Here is a 12,678-nt window from a genome sequence, read left to right on the forward strand (position 1 = left end):
TTGCCAGAGCGACTATTTCACGGAAAGAAAATGAGCATTAAATATAAAATAACGTCATCTGCATCCGCTTATCTTCTTATTTTTTTCGCTGCAGTAACCTTTTCCTTTCCTGATCAGGCGAAAGCTGCACCCGCTCTCACAGAGTCAAATGGGAATATCAATGCACTGCAACAGGATCGGGTACGCAAAGCGCAACTGATGCCTGAACCGCAGCGGGCAGCGTCTGAACAACAGCGCTTCCGGGCAGAAGAGATTCCCTTTCCGCATGAAGAAAAATGTTATCTTATCGATAAGGTCTTTTTAAAGCAGGATAACAAAAAACTTCACCTCGAAAAATTAAGGTATTTTACTTCTCAGGCAGAAGGAAAATGTCTGGGTATCGCGGGTATAAAACTGCTGGCAAAAACTCTGCAAAATGAAATCATCCGGGCGGGATATATCACCACACGTGTTAATTTACCGGAGCAGAACCTGTCAGGTGGTGAATTAAAATTTGATATTAATGCCGGTAAAGTGGGAAAAATCGTTCTTAATAAATCCGGAGACGATTATATTAATTTAACCAGCACATTACCGTTCAAAGCGGGTGATGTGCTTGAACTCAGCGACCTTGAACAGGGTAGTCTTAATCTTCAGCGAGTACCGGGATCGCAGGTTAACGTCAATCTGGTGCCTGGCAGTGGCAAAGGTGAAAGCGACATTTATATCCAGCGCAGGCAGGATAAATACTGGCAGGTGGGTGCATGGCTCAATGATGCTGGCTCGGTTGCAACAGGCCGATATCAGGGTGGTGCAGCGCTCTATCTGAATAATATTACCTCACTCAGTGACACCCTTTATGTCTCTTATGGCCACGATATTGCCCCGAAGCACACGATAAAAGGTAACAGTAATAAATCGATAGGTTATTCAATCCCCTGGGGATACTGGTGGCTCGATCTCTACGCCAGTCACAGTGACTACCGACAATTTATGACCGGAAACTGGGCAAAATGGACGCTGAATAATAAGAACCATTATTACAGTGCGCAACTCAATCGGCTGATTTCACGAACCGTACATCAGACCAGCACGGTTGGCCTGCAAATATTTGATACGGAATCGCGTTACTCTCTGGATGATTTTGACCTTGTCAGCATGCATAAAAGAAGTGCGGGCTGGAAAGCGGTGCTGCAACATCAAATCAATGTTGATAATGCAGGTCTCGCAACCACGCTAAGTTACCAAAGAAAGATGCCCTGGTTTAACAGCAGTAATACTGTTGAGCAGGAGTATGGACTCATTGATAAGCAAGGTCGGATTGCCACTTTAGATCTTGAGGGTTCCGTCAACTTTCGTGTCTATGAAAACTGGCTGAATTACTCCCCTCATATCAGCCTGCAATATTCGCCCGATAGCCTCTCGTCACTTAACCGCTTTTCGCTGGCAAACCGCTGGACGGTGCGCGGTTTCGATGGTGAATATTCTCTTCAGGACAATAAGGGAGGGTACTGGCGCAACGATCTTAGCTGGATAATCCCCGGCCAACCGATTCAGCCCTATATCGGTGTTGATGCAGGCCAGGTCTATGGCAATTACAACCAGCTGTATCATAAAGGAAAAACCGTCATAGGCAGCGTTGTTGGCCTGCGGGGAAAACTTCTGCAAACACGCTTTGATCTTTTTGCCGGTACCCCGCTAAAAAAACCACAAGCCTTTCACACTGATCCACTTACGCTGGGTTTTTCATTGCAATGGAAATATTAAAAAAGATGGACATTTTTTAATAAAAAAAACTTTAAAAAACACTCACACAGAAAAAGGATAGAAATAATGAAGAAGCATAAGTTTAACCTGTTATTCCTGGCTAGCGTGGCCACATTGTGCAGCCAGCCTGCGCTGGCTGCACTCAATACTTACACTCATGCAAATGGATCGACAGTTGTTAATATTAATCAGGCTGATGCAAATGGTCTTTCTCATAATATGTATCAGAATTTTAACGTCACCAGTGATGGAATGGTCCTGAATAGTAGCACGACAGATTTAGTGCGTGACAAAGGTGATCTTGCGCGAAACAGCAATCTGGATAAGTCAGCCAGCCTTATCCTGAATGAAGTTATCTCAAAAAGCTCATCTTCACTGAATGGCTATATTGAAGTCGCCGGTCAAAAAGCGGATGTCATTATCGCCAACCCGAATGGTATTACCTGCTCTGGCTGTAGCTTTATTAACACCGGACGCGCCACGCTGACCACCGGAACGCCCACCTTTACCGAGGGTGCATTGACTGGTTTCAATGTGGCGAAAGGCACGATTACGGTTAATGGTAATGGCCTGAAAGGTGCCGATTACACCGACCTTCTGGCGCAGAAAATTAATATTCAGGGACAGATCGCTACTACTCAATTACAAGCGATTGCTGGTATCTATGATTACAATATCGCTTCCGGTTCGGCGACAGCGACTGGAACGGCCAAAGCCTACGGCAACACCATTGATGTCAGCGCGCTGGGTGGGTCAACTGCGGGAATTATTCAGCTGCAGACTACTGATGCCGGAGCGGGTGTCAATAATAGCGGCATACTGAATGCGACTAATCTCTACATTGCAGCTAATGGCACATTAACCAATAGCGGCACGATTGAAACCGGACTGCTTAGCGCCACCGCAGGTGGCAGCATAACGAACAGAGGAACACTGTCTGCCAGCCAGGCTGTTCTGCAGACAACGGACGCGTTCACCAATAACGGCACCATTAAAACGACGGATTACGCCACCATCGTCAGCCTGGGAAAAATTTCTAACAACAATAATGCGCAAATTGATGCTGCTGGTGCTGTAAATATTGTTTCTCTGGCCGGTAATATTGAGAACAGAGGAACAATCACGACGCCAAAAACGTTGGCCATGCAGACCGGTTATAATACGGTTGACGGCGTCGTCACGGCTGTCGCCAACACCAGCCTGCTCAATTCAGGGGCAATTCAGGCTGGAAACCTGAGTATGAATGCCGTTAAAGAGGTCAGCCTCCTGTCTGGCGGAGACGTGACTTCACAGGGGACAGCCTATGTTTCTGCGATAAAGGTCTCTAACGCGGCGACTCTGACCGCTCAGAGTGCCTCTGTTATGGCGAATGAGGTCAGCAATCAGGGCGTCATGCAGGCAACCGGACTGTTAAACGTGTCGGGCAAAAACGGCATATCTAATAGCGGTACCATGAAGGCGGAAACGCTGACACTGGCGACAGACAAGAAAATCAGTAACTCATCCTGTTTACTCTGGGTGCTGTGCAGTAAAGGTACGATGTCAGCCGATAAAATCTCGATTACCGCACCGAAGATCGCCGCGATTGGTGATTTAGATGGTACTTATACGACGCAGGTACTTGAACTGAATAAGCCTGCGGCGACCCCGGGAACGGACACCAGCCTGTAACAGCCATAAAAAAAACCCAGCCGAAGCTGGGTTTTTTCTTGCCGCCGAACCCGCAGGTTCAGGTGCCTTTTAATCTTATTTTTTAGCGCCTGGCACGCTGAAACGCTTGTTAAAGCGGTCAACACGGCCACCAGTTGCCACTTCACGCTGCTTACCGGTATAGAACGGGTGGCATTTGCCACAAACGTCCAGGTTCAGTTCGTGAGTCAGTGTTGAACGGGTGTGGATCTCGTTGCCGCAGGTACATTTGATAGTAACTGCTTCGTATTTCGGGTGAATACCTTGTTTCATGGGAAACCTCATAGAAGGCCGTGTCGCTCTCCGTGCCAGGCGTTAACCTGCACAGCACCACACGCGGTTGAACATTATAGGGTGTACTCCGGCCAGATTTTCTCACCGAAGGGGGCATATTATACAGGTAAGTCTGGATTGCTGCAAATATATGCTGAGATACCCGCCACAGGGGGTCAGCGTGTACACTAGCTTCCCCGATGATTGAGCCGGAAAGAGAGAGTTATGCCCGTTGTTCAGGTTGCCCTGCCCGTCCCCTTGCCCCGCCTGTTTGATTATCTGCCGCCTCAGGGTGTGCAGCCGGTCATTGGCGGGCGCGTGAGTGTGCCCTTTGGCAATCGCAGAATGATCGGGATTGTGGTCGCCTTTCGTGACAGCAGCGATCTGCCGGAAGCACAGCTCAAGCGCGTGGTTGAGGTGCTGGACAGTGAGTCTCTCTATCCCCCGTCGCTGTGGCGCATCCTGAACTGGGCCGCCAGCTACTACCACTCGCCGCAGGGTGAAGTGCTGAGCCACGCGATTCCGGTGCTACTGCGCCAGGGCAAAGCGGCGCAGGACAATCCCCTGTGGCGCTGGGAAATTACCGAGCAGGGCCGTGAAACCGCGCCGGAAAGTTTAAAGCGCGCCCCGAAACAGCAGCAGGCGCTGGCAGCACTGCGTCAGCAACCGCTCTATCGGCATCAGGTCAGTGAACACGATCTTACCGAGGCAACATTACAGGCATTGCGGGCTAAAGGATTATGCGAACTGCATGAGCATCAGCCGCAGATGCACGACTGGCGCACCACTTATGCTGTAAAAGGCGAACGGCTGCGACTGAATACCGATCAGGCGATGGCCGTGGGTGCGATTCGGGCAGATGATGAACACTATGCCGCCTGGCTGCTGGCGGGCATCACCGGCTCCGGCAAAACTGAGGTTTACCTCAGCGTGCTGGAAAATGTGCTGGCACGTGGTAAACAGGCGCTGGTGCTGGTGCCGGAGATTGGCTTAACCCCACAAACGATTGCCCGCTTTCGGGAACGTTTTGATGCGCCCATCGATGTGCTGCACTCTGCATTAAATGACAGTGAACGGCTGGCGGTCTGGTTACGTGCCCGGCGCGGCGAAACGGCGATTGTGATTGGTACCCGCTCGGCACTGTTTACGCCGCTGGCTCGTCCTGGCGTCATCATTATTGATGAAGAGCATGACAGCTCCTATAAACAGCAGGAGGGCTGGCGCTATCAGGCGCGCGATCTGGCCGTCTTCCGCGCACATGAAGAAGATATTCCGATTGTCATGGGATCGGCGACGCCCGCTCTGGAGACGCTGCACAATGTCCGCAGCGGCAAGTATCGCCAGCTCGACCTGACAAAACGCGCCGGCAATGCCAGACCGGCACTGCAACAGCTTATTGACTTAAAAGGCGTGCAGCTGATCGGCGGCCTGGCACCGGGTCTGATTGGTAAAATGCGCCAGCATCTGCAGGCCGACAATCAGGTGTTGCTGTTTCTTAACCGCCGCGGCTTTTCACCCGCCCTGCTCTGTCACGACTGCGGCTGGATTGCCGAGTGTACCCGCTGTGACCGCTACTACACCCTGCATCAGCACCACCGTCAGCTACGCTGCCATCATTGCGACAGCCAGCGTCCGCTACCTAATCAGTGCCCGCAGTGTGGCTCAACCCATCTGCTGCCGGTCGGCGTCGGTACTGAGCAGCTGGAGCAGCAGCTCGGCACACTCTTCCCTGGCGTGCCGGTGTCGCGCATCGATCGCGATACCACCAGCCGCAAAGGTGCCCTGGAGCAGCATCTGGCTGACGTCCATCGTGGCGGCGCACGTATCCTGGTCGGCACCCAGATGCTGGCCAAGGGCCACCACTTCCCCGATGTCACACTGGTCTCGCTGCTGGATGTTGATGGTGCCCTGTTCTCAGCCGATTTCCGTGCGGCGGAGCGCTTTGCTCAGCTCTACACCCAGGTCGCCGGCCGTGCTGGCCGTGCCGGAAAGCAGGGTGAGGTGATGCTGCAGACTCACCATCCGGAACACCCCTTACTGCAGACACTGCTGCATCAGGGTTATTCAGCCTTTGCCCAGCAGGCGCTGCTGGAGCGACAGGCGGTTCACCTGCCACCCTGGAGCCGCCATGCGCTGTTCCGCGCGGAAGATATGGATAACCAGCAGGCAGCCGAATTTTTGCAACAACTTCGTAACCTGCTGGAGGCGAGCCCGCTGAATGACAAGGCGATGTGGTTTATGGGTCCGTTGCCCGCTTTGCAGCCCAAACGCAGTGGACGCTGGCGCTGGCAACTTCTGTTGCAGCATCCTTCCCGGCAACGTCTGCAACAGTTACTGAGCAGTTCGTTGCCGCTGGTTTCAACGCTCCCCGCTGCGCGCAAAGTGAAATGGACGCTGGATATCGACCCGACCGAGAGCTGATTTTTACTGACACTGCGAGCCAGATCGAAAAACGTCGCATAAGTCACAATTTTTATGCAAATTAAGTAACAACCAGCCGGGCAATCGTTAACAATGTTGCCCGGATTGCTTTCAGGTCAGGCAAAAACAGAATCGAACGCGCCATAACGCGTCAGGAGCATGTGTTGGAGCAGAATCAACAACCGCCCGCCGCCACGATGAAGGATGTCGCGGAGCATGCGGGCGTCTCAACCGCCACCGTATCGCGTGCGCTCATGAATCCGGAGAAGGTTTCTGCGGCGACCCGCCAGAAAGTCGAGCAGGCCGTTGCCGCCGTCGGCTATGCAGCACATGGCCCAACGCGCAACGCACGGCGTAACGAAACGCGAACCATCCTGGTTATTGTCCCTGACATCTGCGATCCCTTCTTTAGTGAAATCATTCGTGGCGTCGAAGTCACGGCAGCCGAAGAAGGCTATCTGGTCCTGATTGGTGACTGTGCTCATCAGAATCAGCAGGAGCGAACCTTTCTCAATCTGATGGTCACACGACAGATCGATGGCATGGTGCTGCTCGGGTCACAGTTGCCCTTTGATGCCAGCATTGATGAGCAACGTAACCTGCCGCCCATGGTGATGGCGAATGAGTTTGCGCCGGAAATGTCGCTGCCCACGGTTCACATCGATAACCTGACCGCCGCATTTGAAGCGGTGAATCATTTACTGCAGTTAGGCCACTCGCAGATCGCCTGTATCGCCGGGCCGGAAGAGATGCCGCTCTGTCAGTATCGGTTGCAGGGCTATGTACAGGCGATGCGTCGCAGCGGGCTGACGGTCGATCCCACCTATATTGTGCGCGGTGATTTTACGTTTGAAGCAGGCGTGGCCGCCATGAATCAGCTGATGACCCTGCCGCAACCGCCGCGCGCCCTGTTCTGCCACAGCGATATTATGGCGCTGGGGGCGATGAATCAGGCCAGACGCTGTGGACTGCGGATACCGGAGGACCTCTCTGTGGTCGGATTCGATGACATTGAGCTATCACGTTACTGCGAGCCGCCGTTGACCACGGTCACGCAGCCACGTTACCAGATAGGCCGGGAGGCGATGCTTCTGCTGCTGGATGAGTTAAATGGCAAACGGGTCATCAGCGGATCGCGGCTGCTGGATGCCGGTTTAACCATTCGTGGCAGCACGGCGCGAGCAAAAAAGCGTGAAAAATAAGCGTATTTGTCTGATTTTTTCAGTAGATTCTTAAGGCGAACACTGCTGGTCAAAGTTCCGACCCTTGAGTAACATGGCGGACTCCTTGCCGGGCGCGTAAAAATCATCATTTCGCCCAACTGGCACTATTTTTGAAGGGTATAAGAACGAGAGTGGCACAAAAAGATTACGTAGGCCGCGGGCGTTCAACAGGGACGCGTCGCAAAAAAAGCCCCAGCCGTGGCAAGAAGAGCAAAAGCGGTTCGGGAACATCTAAATTGATGATTGTACTGGCGGTCGCAGTGTTGGTGACCTTTGCCGGTGGTTTATGGTTCCTGGCGCATCACAAGAAAGAAGACGTGCCGGTCATTACGGATCATAAAGCCAACGGCAATGGCTTGCCGCCGAAGCCAGAAGAGCGCTGGAAATATATTAAAGAGCTGGAGAACCGTCAGGTCACCGTGCCGACGCCTATCGAACCCTCTTCAGGTGGCGAAGTGAAGTCGCAGACACAGCTGACCGATGAGCAGCGCCAGTTGCTGGAGCAGATGCAGGCAGATATGCGTCAGCAGCCGACGCAGCTCAACGAAGTGCCGTGGAACGAACAAACCCCGGCGCAACGTCAGCAGACGCTGCAGCATCAGCAGCAGTTGCAACAGCTGCAACGCCAGCAGCAGGTTCAGCAACAACAGCAGCAGCAACATCAGCAACAACAACAGGTTCAGCAACAGCGCCAGCAGTTGCAGGCCCAGCAGCAACAGCAACGCCAGCAGCAGTTGCAGCAACAACAGCAGCGTCAGCAACAGCAGCAATTACAACAACAGCAACGTCAGCAGCAGCAGCAGCAGCAGCAGCAAAACGTACAGCGCCAGACGCAGCCTGCACCGATCACGCGGGAGCCGGACATACAGTCAAAACCGCAGGAGACCGCGAAGGCGAAAACAGCGGAGAAAGCCTCTTCGCAGCGCTGGATGGTGCAGTGTGGTTCGTTCAAAGGCACTGACCAGGCTGAATCGGTGCGTGCAGGCTTAGCCTTTGAAGGTTTTGAAAGCCGTATTACGACCGGTGGCGGCTGGAATCGTGTGGTTATCGGTCCGTATAAAGACCGCGCCTCCGCTGACAGCACCCTGAAACGCCTGCGCAGTTCCGGACACTCCAGCTGTATTCCACTCTCCGTCGGGGGTTGAAACCCGTCAAACCCGCCCCATATCTGTTGCATGATACTCCGCGCCCCGTGCGCGGAGTCCTTTTCCGACTGCAACAAGGGGTCTGCCCGTGACAACAATAGTAAGTGTACGACGCAACGGCCAGGTAGTGATTGGCGGTGATGGCCAGGCTACGCTCGGCAATACCGTGATGAAAGGCAACGTTAAAAAGGTGCGTCGTTTATACAACGATAAGGTGATTGCCGGATTTGCTGGCGGCACCGCAGACGCCTTTACCCTGTTTGAACTTTTCGAACGTAAACTGGAAATGCATCAGGGCCACCTGGTAAAAGCCGCGGTGGAACTGGCGAAAGACTGGCGTACCGACCGCATGCTGCGTCGCCTTGAAGCTTTACTGGCCGTCGCAGATGAGTCAGCCTCTCTGATCATCAGCGGTAACGGTGACGTCATCCAGCCTGAAAACGATCTGATCGCCATCGGCTCCGGTGGGCCTTTCGCCCAGGCAGCAGCACGTGCGCTGCTGGAGAATACCGAAATGGGCGCACGCGACATCGTCGAAAAGTCGCTGAATATCGCGGGTGATATCTGCATCTACACTAACCACAACGTTAATTTCGAAGAATTAACGTCTAAGGCGTAAGGGTATAAATATGTCTGAGATGACTCCACGCGAAATCGTCAGCGAGCTGAACCGCTTTATCATCGGCCAGGACAGCGCCAAGCGCGCCGTGGCTATTGCACTTCGCAACCGCTGGCGCCGCATGCAGCTCGACGAAGAGTTGCGCCATGAAGTGACGCCAAAAAACATCCTGATGATCGGTCCGACCGGTGTCGGTAAAACTGAGATCGCGCGTCGTCTGGCTAAGCTGGCCAATGCACCGTTCATCAAAGTCGAAGCGACTAAATTTACCGAAGTGGGATATGTCGGTAAGGAAGTAGATTCTATCATTCGTGACCTGACCGATTCGGCCATTAAGATGGTGCGCAGTCAGGCGATTGAAAAGAACAAATACCGTGCCGAAGAGATGGCCGAAGAGCGCATTCTCGATGTGCTGATTCCGCCTGCGAAAAACAACTGGGGCCAGGCAGAGCAGAGCGCTGAGCCGTCTGCGGCGCGCCAGTCGTTCCGCAAAAAGCTGCGCGAAGGCCAGCTGGACGATAAAGAGATTGAGATCGATCTGGCCGCCAGCGCGCCTGGTGTTGAGATCATGGCGCCTCCTGGCATGGAAGAGATGACCAGCCAGCTGCAGTCGATGTTCCAGAACCTCGGCGGTCAGAAGCAGAAAGCGCGCAAGCTGAAGATCAAAGAAGCGATGAAGCTGCTGATCGAAGAAGAAGCGGCAAAGCTGGTTAATCCGGAAGAGCTTAAGCAGGACGCGATTGATGCGGTTGAGCAGCACGGTATCGTGTTTATCGATGAGATCGACAAAATCTGTAAGCGCGGCGGCCAGAATGCCGGCGGCCCGGATGTTTCTCGCGAAGGTGTTCAGCGCGACCTGCTGCCGCTGGTTGAAGGCTGTACCGTTTCGACCAAGCATGGCATGGTGAAAACCGACCACATTCTGTTTATCGCTTCAGGCGCGTTCCAGGTTGCCAGCCCTTCTGACCTGATTCCGGAACTGCAGGGTCGTCTGCCCATCCGTGTAGAGCTGCAGGCACTGACCGTGAATGATTTCCAGCGCATCCTGACCGAGCCGAATGCCTCCATCACCGTGCAGTATAAAGCGCTGATGAATACCGAGGGCGTGAACATCGAGTTCACCGAAGAGGGTATCCGCCGGATCGCTGAAGCCGCATGGCAGGTCAACGAAACCACCGAAAACATCGGTGCGCGCCGTCTGCATACGGTGCTGGAACGTCTGATGGAAGATATATCGTATGACGCCAGCGATCGTCACGGTGAATCCGTGACCATTGATGCTGATTATGTCGGCAAACATCTGGATGAACTGGTGGCTGACGAAGACCTTAGCCGCTTCATTCTCTGATTCACTGAATCAGCGCATTTCAGAAGCCCAGCCCATCCGGCTGGGCTTTTTTATGCATGTTCTTGATCGAACGATGCTTTTTTCATACTGATGATTTTGCCAACAATCTGCATATAGCGATATACTTACCCTTCCTGTGGCAAACAGACGAAACCCTTATGAAATACGATACATCTGAACTCTGCGATATCTACCATGAAGAAGTGAATGTTGTTGAACCGCTTTTTTCAAACTTTGGTGGGCGCACTTCATTCGGTGGTCAGATTACCACAGTGAAATGCTTTGAAGACAACGGCTTACTCTACGATCTGCTGGAAGAGAATGGCCGGGGTCGCGTCCTGGTAATCGATGGCGGCGGCTCCGTGCGTCGTGCGCTGGTCGATGCGCAGCTGGCACGCCTGGCGGCAACTAACGAGTGGGAAGGCCTGGTGATTTACGGTTCGGTACGCCAGGTTGATGAGCTGGAGGAGCTGGAGATTGGCATTCAGGCCATTGCCGCGATTCCGGCAGGCGCTGCGGGTGAAGGGATTGGTGAAAGCGATGTGCGCGTCAATTTCGGCGGCGTCACCTTCTTCTCCGGCGACCATCTTTATGCCGATAACACCGGTATCATTCTGTCAGAGGATGCGCTGGACCTCGAATAGGCCGGACATGAAAACGGGTGCCTGAGCACCCGTTTTTCACATCAGCTGAGGCTTCAAACCTCTTCCATTTTTCCCAGCAAGGCACGCAGACGTTCCTGCCATACGTGTTGCTCTTCTTTCAGGTGCTGATTTTCACGCATCAGCGCATCGTGGTTGCCCGCGACTTGTTGCGCATCGTTACGCAGTGAGTTGTTCTGCTCTTTCAGCTCTTCGATTTCCATCTGCAACAGGGTGATGGTATCAATCGCCTGCTGTACTTTCGCTTCCAGTTTCTCAAACACTTCAAATGACATCTTTCTGACCTCTCCTAAATTCCTGCAAGGCGTTGATGATGCCAGCTTAAGCCAGCAACGTTGTCCCGATTGTATGTAGCCTCACCCCGCAAGTCCAGCAACGCGGCCTTTGCGGGCGTAGTCTGTAACACTTTTCAGCCAATCCCTGAATTTACGCTGCGCTTACTGCAGCTGCGTTCTGGCACTGGCCCGTTATCACTGCAATGAGGCGCGAATAATGGGTTAAGAAAGCCAGAATACGCGAAAACGCGCATTTTTATGACGCAGTACACAAAAAACGATTTCGCTATTTCTCGTTTATGTTCGTTAACGATAAATTCACATCAGCCCTACATAAAAGCTGGGTGCCTCATGGACTGAGAACAAAAACTGATAAAATTTAACCTCGCTTCAGGAACCACTATTATGAGTCAGACAACTAACACGCTCAAAGGTCAGTGTATTGCCGAATTTTTGGGGACAGGCTTGATTATTTTCTTCGGCGCAGGCTGTGTGGCTGCTCTGAAACTCGCCGGTGCCGCCTTCGGTCAGTGGGAGATCTGCATCATCTGGGGTCTTGGCGTTTCCATGGCCGCCTACCTCACCGCAGGCATTTCGGGCGCGCACCTGAATCCGGCAATTACCGTTGCACTCTGCCTGTTTGCTAATTTTGAAGGACGTAAAGTTCTGCCTTATATCGTATCGCAGATTGCCGGTGCCTTTTGTGCCGCGGCGCTGGTATACGGTCTCTACTACAGCCTGTTTTTTGATTATGAGCAGAGCCACCAGATGGTGCGCGGCACGGTTGAAAGTCTCGACCTGGCAGGCATCTTCTCAACCTACCCTAATCCACATATCGGTGTCGGCCAGGCCTTCCTGGTTGAGATGGTCATCACTGCAGTATTAATGGCGGTGATTATGGGTCTGACGGATGACGGCAACGGCATTCCGCGTGGCCCACTGGCTCCACTGCTGATTGGCCTGCTGGTTGCGGTTATCGGTGGCTCCATGGGTCCTCTGACCGGCTTCGCCCTTAACCCGGCACGTGATTTCGGACCGAAGATCTTCGCATGGCTGGCAGGCTGGGGTAACGTTGCCTTTACCGGTGGTCGTGACATCCCTTACTTCCTCGTGCCGATTTTTGGCCCGCTGGTCGGTGCCTGCCTGGGTGCAGTAGGTTATCGCACACTGATTGGTCGCTACCTGCCAGGTACCGCCCAGGAACCTGCAAGCGTTCCAGCAGACAAACCAGTTGCACGCGCTCAGCAGCGTAAAGCGTAAGTTTCACCTTTTATCAT

The 12,678-nt window shown here is 53.2% G+C and carries 11 protein-coding genes; 9 read left to right on the plus strand and 2 right to left on the minus strand.

What is annotated here, in order from left to right:
• The first annotated feature begins 30 nt into the window (after positions 1–30).
• Both AC6I8J_RS18095 and AC6I8J_RS18100 read left to right on the plus strand, forming a co-directional pair.
• Positions 31–1,746 carry a ShlB/FhaC/HecB family hemolysin secretion/activation protein gene (locus tag AC6I8J_RS18095; protein ID WP_497825615.1) on the plus strand — a complete coding sequence of 572 codons (1,716 nt, stop codon included), beginning with the start codon at positions 31–33 and terminating at the stop codon, positions 1,744–1,746.
• A 66-nt stretch (positions 1,747–1,812) separates the two neighbouring features.
• The gene (locus AC6I8J_RS18100; protein ID WP_497825616.1) at positions 1,813–3,417 is read left to right on the plus strand and encodes a filamentous hemagglutinin N-terminal domain-containing protein; all 1,605 of its coding nucleotides are present in this window, start codon (positions 1,813–1,815) and stop codon (positions 3,415–3,417) included.
• 75 nt (positions 3,418–3,492) lie between these two features.
• Here the strand turns inward: AC6I8J_RS18100 and rpmE are convergent, their stop codons facing one another.
• Complete coding sequence (rpmE, locus tag AC6I8J_RS18105; RefSeq protein ID WP_003851227.1) at positions 3,493–3,708, minus strand: 50S ribosomal protein L31; 216 nt, start codon at positions 3,706–3,708, stop codon at positions 3,493–3,495.
• A gap of 225 nt (positions 3,709–3,933) precedes the next feature.
• Between rpmE and priA the strand changes: the two genes are divergently transcribed.
• From priA to rraA, 6 genes are all read left to right on the plus strand, one after another.
• Positions 3,934–6,129 carry a primosomal protein N' gene (gene priA, locus AC6I8J_RS18110; protein ID WP_161733005.1) on the plus strand — a complete coding sequence of 732 codons (2,196 nt, stop codon included), beginning with the start codon at positions 3,934–3,936 and terminating at the stop codon, positions 6,127–6,129.
• 164 nt (positions 6,130–6,293) lie between these two features.
• The gene (gene cytR / locus AC6I8J_RS18115; RefSeq protein ID WP_161733003.1) at positions 6,294–7,331 is read left to right on the plus strand and encodes a DNA-binding transcriptional regulator CytR; all 1,038 of its coding nucleotides are present in this window, start codon (positions 6,294–6,296) and stop codon (positions 7,329–7,331) included.
• A 152-nt stretch (positions 7,332–7,483) separates the two neighbouring features.
• Complete coding sequence (ftsN, locus tag AC6I8J_RS18120; protein ID WP_497825617.1) at positions 7,484–8,497, plus strand: cell division protein FtsN; 1,014 nt, start codon at positions 7,484–7,486, stop codon at positions 8,495–8,497.
• Positions 8,498–8,585: 88 nt separating this feature from the next.
• A complete protein-coding gene (gene hslV / locus AC6I8J_RS18125; protein ID WP_003851234.1) occupies positions 8,586–9,116 on the plus strand; it encodes an ATP-dependent protease subunit HslV in 531 nt (176 codons plus the stop codon).
• 10 nt (positions 9,117–9,126) lie between these two features.
• Positions 9,127–10,464, plus strand: coding sequence for an ATP-dependent protease ATPase subunit HslU (gene hslU, locus AC6I8J_RS18130; RefSeq protein WP_013359469.1), 1,338 nt, complete (start codon positions 9,127–9,129; stop codon positions 10,462–10,464).
• A 158-nt stretch (positions 10,465–10,622) separates the two neighbouring features.
• Positions 10,623–11,108 carry a ribonuclease E activity regulator RraA gene (rraA, locus tag AC6I8J_RS18135; RefSeq protein WP_009088032.1) on the plus strand — a complete coding sequence of 162 codons (486 nt, stop codon included), beginning with the start codon at positions 10,623–10,625 and terminating at the stop codon, positions 11,106–11,108.
• Positions 11,109–11,161: 53 nt separating this feature from the next.
• Here the strand turns inward: rraA and zapB are convergent, their stop codons facing one another.
• The gene (gene zapB, locus AC6I8J_RS18140) at positions 11,162–11,401 is read right to left on the minus strand and encodes a cell division protein ZapB (RefSeq protein WP_003851242.1); all 240 of its coding nucleotides are present in this window, start codon (positions 11,399–11,401) and stop codon (positions 11,162–11,164) included.
• 405 nt (positions 11,402–11,806) lie between these two features.
• Here zapB and AC6I8J_RS18145 point away from each other — a divergent pair, with 405 nt between their 5' ends.
• The gene (locus tag AC6I8J_RS18145; RefSeq protein WP_010258182.1) at positions 11,807–12,661 is read left to right on the plus strand and encodes an MIP/aquaporin family protein; all 855 of its coding nucleotides are present in this window, start codon (positions 11,807–11,809) and stop codon (positions 12,659–12,661) included.
• Positions 12,662–12,678 lie beyond the last annotated feature (17 nt).

This window comes from Pantoea sp. X-Soil-ISGK-355, from assembly GCF_059730805.1.